We start from the raw sequence: 15,140 nt of genomic DNA, 5'->3' as shown, positions 1-15,140 counted from the left end.
TATGCACATTAAATTAATGTTAGCTAAAGTTGCATCTATAAATACGATAAGTAAAAAAAAGATTAAAAAAAAGAAGCAAAGTAATAGAGGATTTTTGTTTGTCAGCTGTTTATATAAATTGCGCAGTAACCAAACGCATCTATTGAGTGGCTTTAGTGTACTTGCACCGGCTATTTTTAGCTTAAGTGTACAAGCTGCAACTCAAACTACTGGGCAAATGGTGCAATTTGATATAAAAGCGCAGCGAGCAGACAAAGCCTTAATTGAATACGCAAAACAAACAGAGCAAACCGTGGTTTTCTCTTTTGAGTTGGCGAAGCAACATAATGCAAATTCGGTTTATGGATTTTACACTCAGCTAGATGCACTCGAAGCATTACTAGGTGGGACAGAGCTCGATGCGGTTGTTGATCAAAATGGTTTACTGAGTATAAAACTCAAACAAATCAACAGGAATGATAACAACATGATGAAGCTTTCAGCGGTCAGTGCAGCAGTATTACCAGCTTTACTTGCAGCAAATTCGCAAGGTGTAAATGCAGCAGAAGAAGTTGCTCAAGAAAAGATCGAAAAAATTGCTATTGTTGGTAGCCGCGTAGCGGGCCGTTCAGTAGAGGATTTACCTGTTCCAGTAGATATTTTAAGTGCCGAAGCACTTGAAAATACAGGTCAAACAGAAGTTGGCCGTATGCTGCAATCTATTGCACCTTCATTTAACTTTTCAAGTTCGTCAATCAGTGACGGTACCGATGCATTAAGACCTGCAACATTACGTGGTTTAGGTCCTGATCAAACTCTCGTATTGATCAACGGTAAACGTCGCCATCAAGCAAGTATCATTCATATTAATACATCGGTAGGGCGTGGTACTGCGGGTACTGATATGAACGCTATTCCAGCATCGGCTATTAAACGTATTGAAGTACTTCGTGATGGCGCTGCAGCACAATATGGCTCTGATGCTATTGCGGGTGTTATTAATATTGTACTTAAAGATGCGAGCGAAGGCGGTAAAGCAGCGATTAATTATGGTGAATATTCAGAGGGTGATGGCGAAACAATTAATATTGATTTCAACAAAGGCTTTGCATTAGGCGATGATGGTTATTTAAACACAACAATTAATTATCGCGACCGTTCGCCAACAAACCGTGCAGGTTTGCATGGCTCATGTCAGTTTTACGGATGTACTGAGTTAAGTGATGGCACTTTACTTGCCGGTGATCCGCGCGAACTAACGGTTGATAGAGACACGTTTAGAATTGGTGATGCCGACTCTCAGCAATTTGGCTTAACCGTTAATACGGGTTATGAATTAGGTGATGGCGAGCTTTATGGTTTTATCACATACTCAACTCGTGATAACGAATCAGCTGCATTTTTCCGTCATAATGCAAATGCTGGCGGTAACCCAGTATTGCAAGACGGTGATGCAACTATTCCGCTAGGCTTTTTACCTAAAATTAATACAACGATTGATGATGTGTCATACAACTTTGGTTACAAAACCGAATTTGATAACGATGCTAGTTTAGATTTATCGTACACATACGGTGAAAATAGCATTGACTACACAACAAGCGACACAATTAACGCCTCTTACGCTAACTTTTTACGTTATGACCAAGGCTTAAGCGCTGCAGATATCCGTACCACTATTCCTCGCGAAGCGTACGCTTATGGCATGGAATTATCACTACAAACAATCAATATTGATTTCACTAAAAACTTTGATGATTACTCACTCGCTATGGGTGCTGAAATTCGTACTGATGAGTATCGAATTTTAGAAGGCAGCGAATATGCGTATCGCGATTACGACACCAGTAATGGTGTAAGTATTTACAGCGGCTTAAGTGGTGGTGTGGGCTCTGAAGATGCATCTGGCGGTACCCAAGGATTTGGTGGTTCTTCTCCTGCATCGTCAGTTGATGAGTCGCGTGATGTGATTTCGTTTTACCTAGATGCAGAAACTTACATAATCGAAGATGTTATTTTATCGGGTGCACTTCGCTACGATAACTACAAAGGCTTTGGTGACACTGTAAACTTTAAACTTGCAGGTAATTGGGCTGTTACTGACGATATTTCGTTACGTGGTGCATTAAGCTCCGGTTTTAGAGCCCCTTCAATGCAGCAATTATACTTTAATAATATCAGTACACAGTTTGTAGTTGCAGAAGATGGTTCTTTAGTTGCTGAGGAAGTAGGTACATTTAGAAATGACTCTACACTTGCACAAAGTTTAGGTATTCCAAAACTAAAAGAAGAAAAATCGCAAAACCGCAGTTTAGGTATTGTTTATAACGTAACTGATAATATTAATGTGACTGTAGATTACTACTCAATTGATATTGATGACCGTATTGTAATTAGTAACCGTTTAGGCAAAGGGCTTTCTTCAAGCTTAGACGCTGCACTACTTAGCTCAGGTGCGGGTGCGGGCCAATTTTTCTTAAATGGGGCAGATACAGAAACATCGGGTATCGATTTTGTTGCAACATGGAACACCGAAGGTTTTGGTGGCACGCTTGATTTTACGCTAGCTGCTAACTTTACTGAAACTGATGTTGTATCGTTATTTACGCCATCTGGCTCAGGCCTTGAAACAGTGCCAGTAGAAGACGTATTCTCTGATCAAGAAATTTCGATTATTGAAGAGTGGCAACCAGAAGGCCGTATTAATTTAAGTGCGCTTTATCAACGTGATGATTGGACAGTAAACTTATCACTCAATCGCTTTGGTGAGTACACAGTAGAAGACGGTGGTCGCCAAACTTATAGCGCAGAAATATTAACTGATGTTAAAGTTAATTACTTTGTTACTGAAGATTTATCGGTAAATATAGGTGCAAACAACTTGTTTGACGTATACCCAGATAAAAACGAAATTGGTAACTCTCGCTCAGGCACTATTGTAGATGCAAACGGCAACACAATAGTGAGCAGCTCAGGTGTATTTGAATACTCACGTCGCTCAGCGCCATTTGGTTTTAACGGTGCGTACTACTATGTAGGCGCAGAATACCGCTTTTAATTAATAACACTCCCTTTCGTTATTTAACTCAAAGGGCCGCAAGGCCCTTTTTTTGGTTTACCATCAATGTATAACTACGTTATTTAGATACTAAGCTAATAGTGTAATCTTCATACTCTTTAATATTATCCATTACTCTCATTAATGTATTATGTTTACTGTTTTCGTGAGCAGTTATAAGCACCGAACTTATTTCATATTTAGCCGCAAACATTGCTAAGTTAGTCGACACTTGCTCTAAGTCAATCAATCTATCAGCAAAGTACACTGCGTTACTTTCATCAATTTTGAATAAAGCATTTTTTACTGGTTTATCTATTTGAGGACTGTCGAGCGGGCGGTTTAATTCAATAGCCACAGGTTTAACAAATGAAGTAGTTACAATAAAAAATATCAATAAAATGAATACAATATCTAACATTGGTGTCATATCTACATCAGCATTATTTTGAGCTGTTTTATTTTTCATGTTGGACCTTAACGTTAATTAAATGCTGCGGCGCCGCAGCAAGGAATTAGGTACCTATTACTAAAGCTAGCACAGTAAAAATAGTGTGTGGTTAAATAAATGCTCTATTAAAGTTAATAATTTGTATTGGTAATACGTGTTTATTAGGGGGAGTGGGCTAATAGTTGCTTCTATATGATCATAATAAGTAGAAATCGAGCGAGGGTTAATGTTCTGCTCACGCCATTACTTATATCTGTATCGGCAATAAAAAACCCAGCTAAAAAGCTGGGTTGTAGTATAAGCTATTACTTTTAGTGCTTTTGCATGCGGCTCATTTCAGCATGACAGCTTTGCATAGTTAGTAATGTTTTAGCGAGAGCTGCTTCACAGTCAGCAGGTTGTGGCTTATCCATTGCGGCTTTAATTTCTTCAAGGGTTTTATCCTCAACTTCCTCAAGCTCTTTTACGTATGTGCTATCGTTATTTGAGCTAAATGTAGTAAGCAGCGCTGTGTAAGCACGTCTCGCTTCAACAGCAAAAGATGAGCCGTCTTCTCGTTCACCTTTTTCGTTAATAGCATAAGGTTGTAAGCGTTCTACACTCACTTTTCGGGCATCTATCATACGTTGAAAAAGTGCACCAATTGCAGGGTCTTCAACTTTCTCTTGTGCTTTTTGATAAAAATCGATGCCGCTGTTCATAACTTGAATGATGTCAGTAATATGATTTACTTCTGTTCCTTGATGGGTGTTCATAATGACCTCTTTTATTAAATGAATGTATAGTTCGATTTAATAAAAGCAAAGCACGTTCCAATGTTTGTTTTTTATTTTAACTTATTGATAAATAGTGATTTAAATGTATTTTTGAGTTTGCTAGGTTTGTGCGGATATATTAAACCTAGCAATTTTTACATCATATAGTGTAATAAGGTTATTTAAGTTCTTCAGCTACTTCGGCTACTTTTTGGCGTAGCCAAATATGGCTTGCGTCACGATGTAAAAGTGGGCTCCAGATCATATCCAGCTCAAAAGGTGGAATAGGAAACGGCGGCTCTAATATTTTAAGGCCCGGATCATCTAAATAAATATTGGCAGCTTTTGAAGGTAAGGTTGCAATTAAGTTTTTCTCTTTCGCTAGGTGAATAGCTACATGGTAATTACGTGTAAAGGTAGCAATGTTGCGATGTTTTCCAAAGTGAGCCAGTGCTTCATCAACCCAGCCAAGTTTTTGCACATCTTTGGGGTCCATACCGACACCTACGCCAAAACCTGTTTTACTTACCCATATATGGCGAGCTTTTAAATAGCTGTCGAGACTAAAGTGTTCAATAATTGGGTTATCTGCTTTTACCAGGCAACAAAAGCTGTCTTTCCATATACGTTTATGGTGAAAAGATTGAGGTAAATTTTCAAAGCGGTTAATAGCCATATCCACTTTACCGTTTTCAACATCATGAAATGTTACGTCACTGGGTGTAAGTATATCTAATGTTGTATCGGGTGCTTCTTCATGTAATTTACTTAACAGTTTAGGGGCTAGGGTGCTTGCTGCATAGTCGCTGGCCATTATTCTAAATACACGCTTACTTTGAATTGCTTCAAACTCGCGATTAGGCGCGAGGGTTTCTTCAAGGGTCATTAATATGCCACGAATAACCGGTTGAAGCTCAATAGCGCGTTCAGTGGGTACCATACCATCGCTGGTACGTACTAAAATGGGGTCGTTAAATAAGTTACGCAGACGTTTAAGCCCATTACTCATTGCGGGTTGCGTTATGCTTAGCTGATTTGCAGCACGCGTTACGTTGCATTCTCGTAGTAATGTGTCGAGGTAAACCAGTAAATTTAAATCTATTTTACTTATATTCATTGTGTGTGTCCTTTAGCGCTTACCAGTGGTGAATAAAGCGCTGTGCTGTCGGGTAGGGGTAAATATGACTTACCTGCCCATTTTTTATATTTTGTTGTGCTTGCTTCCAATAACTAACATCTATTAGTTCTGGGTGAGTGCTGAGTAAAAACTTTTTATACATAGGGTTTGGCATTACAAATGTACAAAGTTGCTCAGGAAATACATCTTGCGGAGCAACAGAATAGCTTTGCTCATCGGTTAAGTAATCGTCGTAGCTCTTGGCCTTTGGTAGGGCTCTAAAGTTCATATCTGTTAGGTACTGAACTTCATCGTAATCATAAAAAATAATGCGTTTGTGCTTACTAACGCCAAAGTTTTTTAAAAGCATATCACCTGGAAAAATATTTACGGCAATCATTTCTTTTAACGCTTGGCCGTATTCTTCTATTGCATCGGCCGCACTTTCTTCGCTGGCACTTTCTAAAAACAAATTAAGGGGTGTCATGCGTCTTTCTATATAAAGGTGCTTGATGATCAACCAATCGCCTTCGATGACCATAGATGAGCCTATTGTTTTGTGTAACTGCGCAAGTAAATTACTATCAAAACGTGCTAAAGGAAATACGACGTTAGAATACTCTATTGTGTCGGCCATTCTGCCCACACGGTCATGACTCTTTACGAGCTGATAACGCTTTAGAACAGTATCACGACCAAAAGGTTTACTCTCGCCAAATTTATCTTTTATTACTTTAAATACATAACCAAAGGAGGGGAGGGTAAATACCATCATCACCATGCCGGGTGTACCGGGCGCAATAGTAAACTCGTCATTTGAGTGTGACAAGTGACTTAAAAATTCGCGATAAAACTCAGTTTTTCCTTGTTTATGAAAGCCTATTGCGTTGTAAAGCTCGGCTAATGTTTTATTAGGCATAAGCTGATTTAAAAATCGCACCAATGCAGAAGGCGCATGTGTTTCTACCATAAAATAAGCACGGGCAAAGCCAAAAACAACTCGCATTTGAGATGATTTAGTTAAAAGTGCATCTAAATAAAGACCGTTATCTTCATCATGTAATACGGCAATAATAAAAGGCTGAACACCACTTTGTGACACCATACGGCCAACTATATAAGCCGCTTTATTACGATAAAAAGGCGTGTGTAATATATCAAAACGCATTTGCCAAGGTTGGTGGTGAGTATCGGGTGCTTGTTTATAAAATGCTTTTACGAGCAAACGTATATCACGCTCTAAATTTACAAATGGAGCTTTAAAATCAAAGTGATTAATAATGTGTTTTATTGTTGGTTTTAAACCGTCAACAACTGGGAAATAAGTCCTATATTCGGCTTCAACAGGCACTGATGGCGCATCCTTTAATGAGGCCTCAACAAAAATAAAGTCATTATGAAAGTAGCGCCTATGGTACAGCCTGCAAAATACAGAGTTATAAAATGTTTCGGCTAATTCTGCCTGTGGATGAAAACATAAAAATTGCTGATATGTTTTTTTTACTTCTAGCCAAAGTGTTTCATCGAGTTGTTCGGTTGGATTTTGCTGTTTTAATGTGTGTGTGGTTTCGTTAACACGATCATCATAATAGCTTATACGTAAACGGCCGATATCGTTAATTGCTTGCCAATCTTGTTGAGCAAAAGCCATCGGTGCTTTAGCTGTTATTTTTTGAAATAGCTGATAATGCTTTTTAAAGCCCGTTAAAATCAGTTCAGCAATATCTCGTGGTTGCATAACAACTCCTTAATACATCGTAGAGCTTATACTCTATTGTGTTAAGGGTATGTTATTTTAAGTTTAAAACCAAGATAAATTATACCTAAGCGGCATTCTAGTAAAATGGTATTTAATAAATTAAACACCAGAACGTGTTGAACTTTTTCTTCTTTAGGCAGCATTGAAAATAGCTGCTTGAGATAGAAAATTCCCCCAAACGGTTTACGCGCTTTATTGGTATTGAGCTATCTTTTTTTCGAGCTTTTTTATATGTTTTGTAATCGTTGCAACGTCTTTTTTATAGCTTTGATTGATCACTTTTAGCTTTTTGGTTATATCTTTAGTAATTCGCTTTTTATCATCATCAGCTAAAATATGGTTAAGTCGTTCTTGTTGTTTATACTCAGCACGCTGCTTTTCTCTATCAAGTATTGCTAATTTATGGTTATTACTTCTTACCTCGGCTTCTAAACCTGTTAGGAGCCTCTCGCGTTCTAGCTCATTTAATTGCTTAGTATAATTAACCTTGGGTCCAGAGTATTGATTACCGGTAGTACTTACTTTGTAGGTAGTGGCTTTATCATCGCAGGGGAATTGAGAAAACGTAGTTCCATTTTTGGTTACGCATTTATAGTAGGTTGTATTGCCTAGGGTGCAAAAGCTAGTAAATAATAAAGAGCAATATATTAATCGAAGCATTGCGATAATCCCTGATAGTTTTATACGTTAATTAAATAATATAAAACTATAACCTAGCTTACTGTTATAGCAAGCTAGGTAAGAGCAGTCGCACTAAAGTTATTGAGTAAAGGTTTTAAGCTTTTTAATGCTTTGCACTAAAAATGGGATATCTAGCCCTTGCTCAATAGAAAAGCCTTCAGCAGCGGATATATTTTTAAAGTTACCGTCTGAATCTATTAAAGTAATTCTATCTTTTTTATACGCGATAACTACACCTTGTGAGTAATTTACGCCCATATCGTCTTTTTTCTTATATAGGTTTACGCCAAGCATTGTTTGTTTAGCGATTGCTTTACAATTTAAATATTGACCAACACTTGTCGCAATTAAATCACTGGGTTGAATAAGCCCATCAACTTTAGAAATACGCTTGTCAGAGCTGTATAACGCTGAGGTGGTAACTACCTCTGCTTTTTCATTAGCAAGACTAAATGCAAAAACATGGGTGTTGGCATCTTTTATAGTACTAACATCGCTACTTTTTATAATTCGTATTGCGCTTGTGCTGTGAGCTTGATCATTAATAAAATTGAGTTCTTTAACGCCCTCAACTTGTACACTGCGGCGCTGGCTTTGCCATGCTGGTAATGTTTGCTCATTGAGTATTGCCGCTTTATAAAAAGCGGGTAAACCATACACTAAGCTAAATAAAGTGTCGTCGTGATTTGTTGGTTGTAAAAACTGCTCTGTTTTATGCAAGTTGTTATTGTTAGCAACAAATGCAGCTAATTCTTTTTTAGTGTCAAATACAAAAATATCAACATTGGCTTGCGTAAAGTCTTCGCATTTTTCCAGAGGGGCTGGCATTTGATAGCTAATATTTTGATTATTTATTTTAACATTATGTGCTTGTTTATAGCTTTCTATATCGAGTAAGTCGTTTTTAGCGAGTAAACTTTTAGCCGTGGTTGGATAAGAAAGAGGCAACACATTGTCTTGTTTTGTAACGTCAAATTTTAAATTTGCATCAGCCCAAATATGAATACTATGACTAAGTGCAAAACAAACGATTAAAGAAGATATGGCATAACGCGCAAATTTATATTGTTTTAAACGTGCTAGGTGGTGCCACGTATAATTACTTACTACAAGTTGAAAACCTAAAATAAGTAGTACAATGCCACCGGCTAAAATGGTAGTTAAAGCTGGAGAGCTAGTTAAGCGGTGCCATAGTAAAGAAATAATTTCGGGTAAAGCGGAGCCACTTAAATGATAGCCCAAATTAACATAAACATAGGCATCTAAAGTAAGCAACGATGCGCCAACAGTTGCTATAACTGCTGCCATTCCGCGTATATGTTTAGGGTAGGGGAATATTAAACTAAGCGGAAATACCGTCAGCACAAACGCTAAAAAGGCGATAAAGCTAGTATGGCTTAGCCATGTCACTAGCATATATGTAATGCCTATAAAGCTTGATGGTGGCGAGTCTGCAAATAAGTAGCTTAAGCTAATAAGTAGCGCTAAGCCGATGTTGGCAAAAGTAAACCAATGCCCCCAACTTAATAACTGACTTGCTTTTGATGAAAACTGATTGTGCTGCGATAAATTCATAGATTTTATTTAACCGACTGCGCGAGTGCTTTTGCAAAGTTCTCGGTAACGGCTTGTCTTTTCCCTGTTGGTACATGCTCTTTTAAGATATGCGTGATAGAATTTCCTAAACACATAAGACTTAAATCAACCGGCGCATTGTGTTTAGTTAGCACATCAATGAGCTGATCGACGATTTGTTCTACTTCTTCATTAGAGTATTTTGATAAGATTGGCATCAGTTGGTTCAATAAAAGAGTTATATTCTCGTATTTTAACACCAGAGGCGTGAAAAACAAAGATGACAACAGACGTTAAAAAACTAGTCGTTCATTATGTAGACAAAAAAGACGACGATACGCAAATTCACCTTAGAAATGATGAGATGGTTGTTAACGATAAAGTAGCCGTTTTTATCGAACAATTACATCATGCGTACAATGGTAAACCCGGTAAAGGTTACTGCGCCTTTAGTGGCGAAAAAAACAGTGTTGTAGCATCTGCAATGCAAAGCTACCGCAATGATGAACTAGGTTTTTGGCACATGACGGAGCAAGCTTCTACTGTTTTAAAAGAAGAGTTAGATAAGTATGCGTTTAGTGAAACAGGTTACTTAGTATTTTGTCATTACCAATATGTAGCTACCGATTACATGCTTATTGCGATGATCAACATCAAAGAGCATTACTCAATGACTTCTGAGCTTGATTTAGCCGCATCTCGCCATTTAGATATATCGCGTATGCAATTAGCTGCGCGAATTGATTTAACAGCCTGGGATACCCAAGCAGAAGATAATCGCTATATTTCCTTTATTAAAGGCCGTGCTGGGCGCAAAGTTGCAGATTTCTTTTTAGATTTTTTAGGTTGTGAAGAAGGTATTGATCCTAAGCAGCAAAGCCAAGTTATGTTGAACGCTGTTGAAGATTATTTATCTGAGCAACAATTCGAGAAATCAGAAAAAGATGATTTACGTAAACAAGTATTTGATTACTGTAACGACTGTGTAACTACCGGTGAAGATGCAAACGTGAGCGAGCTTTCGGCTACACTTACGAAAGGCGATGACAGCCCATTTGATAGTTTTTGCAAAGAGCAAAGTTATGATTTAGAAGAGTCATTTCCTGTCGATAAAAAAACAGTTACCAGTATGGTTAAGTTTTCAGGCTTAGGCGGCGGGGTAAGCGTAAGCTTTGAGCGTAAACATTTAGGAGAGCGCGTAACTTATAACGAAGCAACAGATACACTGGTTATAAAAGGCATTCCGCCGAACTTAAAAGATCAGTTACAACGCTTTATGGAAAATGAAAGCGGGTAAACTTATTTTATCTAGTTAAAAGCCGATTTAAGAGCGCGATATTTACATCGCGCTTTTTTATTGGCTGCATAAATTAGTTTTATTCTCGTTCTAAAAGCGTTGCGCCAATAAGTTGTGCGTCTTGAGGTAATTGTACTGGATATTTAATTTTGGTTGAAGGCGTGAAGCCTGCTCACGCGAGAAGCAACGCTTCTGTTATTTAATTTAAAACCACTTAAAGATCTTATTTCACATAGAGAAGTGAAAGAGGAGTATATGAGAAAACACAAGCCATGATTTTAAGCGGAGCTTTTCAAGGTAACTAGATTTAGCTTTATTACCCCCTCTAAAAACGCAGCGCCTCTTAACCTCTTTGTGAATAGATCGCTTATTACCGGCGTGAACAAACTTTAATAATTATTTAAAGCCTGTAAACAAAAAAGCCCCGCTATTTGTATATAGCGGGGCTTTTTTAATGAGTGTTAGTTATTAATCAGCACTCATTGTTTTAGTCATTGCAGAACTCGCACGACCTGCAGGCTTAACTGACCCTGCACGTAAGCCACTGTCTGGCACTAGGTCACGTTTATCGTGAGCCATTGCAACAGATGTGTGTTTAACTTCGCTATCAGCAACCGGAGTAGGTTGAGCCATCGGTGCACTTGCAGCACCTTTAACTATTACTGTTTTAGCGTTAGCCACGGCTTCAACTTTAGCTGGTTTCTCAGTTGCTACTGGTTCTTCAACTTTAGCTGGTTTCTCAGATACTACAGGCTCTTCAACTTTAGTTGGTTGCTCAGTTGCTACTGGCTCTTCAACTTTAGCTGGTTGCTCAGTTGCTACTGGCTCTTCAACTTTAGCTGGTTGCTCAGTTACTACTGGCTCTTCAACTTTAGCTGGTTGCTCAGTTACTTCTGGTTCTTCAACTTTAGCTGGTTGCTCAGTTGCTACAGGCTCTTCAACTTTAGCTGGTTGCTCAGTCGCTACAGGCTCTTCAACTTTAGCTGGTTGCTCAGTTGCTACAGGCTCTTCAACTTTAGCTGGTTGCTCAGTTGCTACAGGCTCTTCAGCTTTAGCTGGTTGCTCAGTTACTTCTGGCTCTTCAGCTTGAGCTGGTTGTTCATCTTGTACTGCCTCAACCTTTGCTAAGTCTTCAGCTGCAATAGCTTGTTCAACTTGCTGTGAAGCATCAACAGGGGTTTCTTCTGATTTAGCTTTTAGTTCTGCTTCATACTCAGCAGCCGCTTGATCAGCAACGGGTACAAATGCAGGCGCATCATCAGATTTAACTTCTGCTTCGCCTTCAGGACGACGACGGCGTTGACCCGATGCACGAAGGTGACGAGGAGAACGGCGTGAACGTGTACGTGTTTGGCCTTGCTCATCATCAGCATTTACAGCTTCATCAGTAGATTCTACAGTTGCTACTTTTTCTTCTTTAACAGGTGCCTCTTCAACCTTAGCTGGTTTAGCTTCAACTGTTTCAGCAGGCGCTTGAGTTTGTTTTTCAACTACTGGCGTTTGCTCCTTAGTTTGCGGCTTATCAGCTACTACAGACTGCTCAGATGTTTGCTCTGTTGTTGTAGTTGCTTGCTCTACGCTTTCATCTTGTACACGTACTTTTTTACGTACGTTACGACGTTGGCGACGAACTTTCGGCTTTTGCTCTTTAGGTTCTGCAGCTTGTACAGGCTTAGAATCAGTATCAGCTTTTGCAGTTGTATCTGCTTTTGCTTGATCTGCGTTTTTATGCTCAGGGCGCTTACGAGAGTTAGGGTTACGACGTCGCTTGTTGCGATTTTCGTTTCTTTCTGGAGTCTCATTAGTTGCTGTTGAGTCTGTTTTAACTTCTTCTTCAGCACTTTGGCGCTCGTTGCGAGGTTTTGAACGTGGGTTATTACGACGACGCTGATTGTTATTACGGCGGCGATTATCGTTACCACGACGGTTGTTATTATTGCGAGTTTCTTGCTGCTGTTTTTCAACTGCTGCTTTTTTCTCTTCTTCAGATTCACTTGCAAATAAAGACTTAAACCAATTACCGATAGCAGCCAATAAGCCACCTTCAGTTTTAGTTTGTACTGGCGCAGCAGGTGCTACTGCCTTTGCAGGCGCAGCTTGTGGAGCCGGAGTTGAAGGCATTACAACGCCTTTTAACATAGGCTCTTCACGTACTGGTGCAGAAGGAGACTTAGACATTTCGAATGCTTCAGGCTCTGGTGCAACAACTTGCTCGTAACTTACTGTTTCAAGTGTTTCGTCTTTACGTAAACGCATTACTTCGTAGTGTGGTGTTTCCATGTGTTGATTAGGAATAATCACAACATCACATTTGTGGTGCTTTTCAATACGGTGAACGCTTCGACGTTGCTCATTTAACAAATAAGCAGCAACAGCAACAGGCACTTGTGCATTTACTTGTGCTGTGTTGTCTTTAATTGCTTCTTCTTCAATTAAGCGAAGAATAGAAAGTGCAATTGATTCGTTAGAACGAATAGTACCTTGGCCGCTACAACGTGGACACGGGCCCTGGCTTGCTTCACCTAATGAAGGACGCAAACGCTGGCGCGACATTTCTAGTAAACCAAAGCGAGAGATTTTGCCTATTTGTACGCGAGCACGATCTGGTCGAGCAGCATCTTTTAATCGGTTTTCAACTTCGCGTTGATGACGTGGAGGTGTCATATCAATGAAGTCGATAACGATTAAGCCACCTAAATCACGTAAGCGTAATTGGCGTGCAATTTCGTCTGCTGCTTCTAGGTTGGTATTTAGTGCTGTTTCTTCAATATCGCCGCCTTTTGTTGCTTTAGACGAGTTGATATCGATTGAAGTAAGTGCTTCAGTTGGGTCAATTACAATTGAACCACCAGACGGTAGACGAACTTCTCGTTGGAACGCAGACTCAATTTGGCTTTCAATTTGGTAATGCGTAAATAACGGCGTGTCACCTTGATAAAGCTTAACACGGCTCATAAAGTCAGGGCGAAAACGCTCAATGTGCGCTTTAGCTTCTTCAAAAACACGTGGTTTATCAATTAATATTTCGCCAATATCACGACGTAAATAATCACGTATTGCACGGAAAATTACATTACTTTCTTGGTGAATTAAAAACGGCGCTTTAGCACTATCGGCTGCTTGTTTAATTGCATCCCAATGCACTAATAATGCTTTTAAATCGTAGTTAAGTTCTTCAAATGATTTGCCAACACCCGCTGTACGAACTATTAAGCCCATACCTTTAGGAAGTTCTAGGCGGCTAAGTGCTTCTTTTAGTTCAGTACGCTCATCACCTTCAATACGACGAGAAATACCGCCAGCACGAGGGTTATTTGGCATAAGGACTAAATAGCTACCTGCAACACTGATAAAAGTAGTTAGCGCTGCGCCTTTTTGGCCGCGTTCTTCTTTATCAACTTGTACTATTACTTCTTGACCTTCTTTGATCACGTCACGAATGTTCGGACGACCATGGAAAGTATAACCTTGTGGGAAGTATGTACGGGCAATTTCTTTTAAAGGGAGGAAACCATGGCGGTCAGCACCGTAGTCAACAAATGCCGCTTCAAGAGATGGTTCAATGCGAGTGATTTTGCCTTTGTAAATATTGGCTTTTTTCTGTTCGTGACCTGGGCTTTCGATATCTAAATCATAAAGGCGTTGGCCATCAACCAGTGCTACGCGCATTTCTTCTTGCTGCGTTGCATTGATTAGCATACGTTTCATATTGTTACTCTACTTAATTTTTGTCGCTGACATGACGATGTTTTATCGCCTGTTCAGTTGTTCCTATTTTTAGAATATACAGCCTCACGACTGGGTCTTTAACGGAACTGCTCTGTATTTCGTATGCAGTATTTTTAAATGCTGGCAAACAATAGCGTGTAATCACACTATTAAATTCTTTATGGTGCTAAAACTGTCGGCTTTTCAGCTACGTTACACGTTTTACCCAGAAGTCGGCCTGTCATATCAATCTTACTAAATGTCATTCATATTAGGCGCGTAGGGCTCATAAGTTTGGTGAGCTAAACATATTTGATGCTTAGCTAATAGCCAGTTTACGAGCAAGAGTCGCTGCCAATGTTAATGAACGCTTATTTATTAGATTTTTTTAGTTCTAAATAAGCTGCTGTACGGTACTACAATAATTGAGCCAGTGCTGAACGACGCGTTTTTACGCCGTCACTATCAGACAAATTATCTGTTCATTGCTTTTTCTAGTACGTTAAAAGTTACTTCATGTTCAAGCTTAAGCAGCAATATATTACGCGCATTGCTGTTAATTGATCGCACGTGTTAACTGAGGAGGCATAAAAGCTTTGGAAAACTTAACTCGGATCTGTATGATCGGCTACCCAGAATGTGCATCACGAATCTTTTAATGTGTTAAAAAGCACCGTTGTTATTTGCAAATACTAAATATTTGCGCTGCTGATTATCCCACTATTATTACCGTGTTAGCAACTAAATTATTTTACTTAAA

Annotated in this window: 10 protein-coding genes; 2 read left to right on the top strand and 8 right to left on the bottom strand. The window is 39.1% G+C overall.

Going from position 1 to position 15,140, the window contains the following annotated elements:
- Nucleotide 1 precedes the first annotated feature (1 nt).
- A complete protein-coding gene (locus ALFOR1_RS09745; RefSeq protein WP_104642847.1) occupies nucleotides 2–3,037 on the top strand; it encodes a TonB-dependent receptor plug domain-containing protein in 3,036 nt (1,011 codons plus the stop codon).
- A gap of 79 nt (nucleotides 3,038–3,116) precedes the next feature.
- Here ALFOR1_RS09745 and ALFOR1_RS09740 read toward each other — a convergent pair whose 3' ends face one another.
- The 7 genes from ALFOR1_RS09740 to ALFOR1_RS09710 form a co-directional block, all read right to left on the bottom strand.
- Complete coding sequence (locus ALFOR1_RS09740) at nucleotides 3,117–3,506, bottom strand: ExbD/TolR family protein (protein ID WP_104642846.1); 390 nt, start codon at nucleotides 3,504–3,506, stop codon at nucleotides 3,117–3,119.
- Between the two features lie 293 nt (nucleotides 3,507–3,799).
- Entirely contained in the window at nucleotides 3,800–4,243 is a 444-nt protein-coding gene (locus ALFOR1_RS09735; RefSeq protein WP_058549698.1) for a ferritin-like domain-containing protein, read from the bottom strand.
- 178 nt (nucleotides 4,244–4,421) lie between these two features.
- Nucleotides 4,422–5,360 (bottom strand): LysR family transcriptional regulator, encoded by a 939-nt coding sequence (locus ALFOR1_RS09730; protein ID WP_058549699.1) that lies wholly within the window; start codon nucleotides 5,358–5,360, stop codon nucleotides 4,422–4,424.
- Nucleotides 5,361–5,379: 19 nt separating this feature from the next.
- Nucleotides 5,380–7,098 carry a bifunctional isocitrate dehydrogenase kinase/phosphatase gene (aceK, locus tag ALFOR1_RS09725; RefSeq protein WP_104642845.1) on the bottom strand — a complete coding sequence of 573 codons (1,719 nt, stop codon included), beginning with the start codon at nucleotides 7,096–7,098 and terminating at the stop codon, nucleotides 5,380–5,382.
- A 213-nt stretch (nucleotides 7,099–7,311) separates the two neighbouring features.
- Nucleotides 7,312–7,779, bottom strand: coding sequence for a DUF4124 domain-containing protein (locus ALFOR1_RS09720; protein ID WP_058549701.1), 468 nt, complete (start codon nucleotides 7,777–7,779; stop codon nucleotides 7,312–7,314).
- 99 nt (nucleotides 7,780–7,878) lie between these two features.
- Nucleotides 7,879–9,375, bottom strand: coding sequence for a DUF3413 domain-containing protein (locus ALFOR1_RS09715; protein ID WP_104642844.1), 1,497 nt, complete (start codon nucleotides 9,373–9,375; stop codon nucleotides 7,879–7,881).
- A gap of 5 nt (nucleotides 9,376–9,380) precedes the next feature.
- Complete coding sequence (locus ALFOR1_RS09710; RefSeq protein ID WP_002961475.1) at nucleotides 9,381–9,593, bottom strand: YejL family protein; 213 nt, start codon at nucleotides 9,591–9,593, stop codon at nucleotides 9,381–9,383.
- A gap of 62 nt (nucleotides 9,594–9,655) precedes the next feature.
- Here ALFOR1_RS09710 and yejK point away from each other — a divergent pair, with 62 nt between their 5' ends.
- The gene (gene yejK / locus ALFOR1_RS09705) at nucleotides 9,656–10,672 is read left to right on the top strand and encodes a nucleoid-associated protein YejK (RefSeq protein ID WP_104642843.1); all 1,017 of its coding nucleotides are present in this window, start codon (nucleotides 9,656–9,658) and stop codon (nucleotides 10,670–10,672) included.
- Between the two features lie 468 nt (nucleotides 10,673–11,140).
- Here yejK and rne read toward each other — a convergent pair whose 3' ends face one another.
- Nucleotides 11,141–14,380, bottom strand: coding sequence for a ribonuclease E (gene rne / locus ALFOR1_RS09700; protein ID WP_104642842.1), 3,240 nt, complete (start codon nucleotides 14,378–14,380; stop codon nucleotides 11,141–11,143).
- Nucleotides 14,381–15,140: the final 760 nt, after the last annotated feature.

The sequence above is a fragment of the Pseudoalteromonas carrageenovora IAM 12662 genome (genome assembly GCF_900239935.1).
Taxonomy (GTDB): Bacteria; Pseudomonadota; Gammaproteobacteria; order Enterobacterales; family Alteromonadaceae; genus Pseudoalteromonas; species Pseudoalteromonas carrageenovora.
The sequence above is the reverse complement of the archived record's forward strand: the minus strand, read 5'-3'. Positions and strand labels throughout refer to the sequence as shown.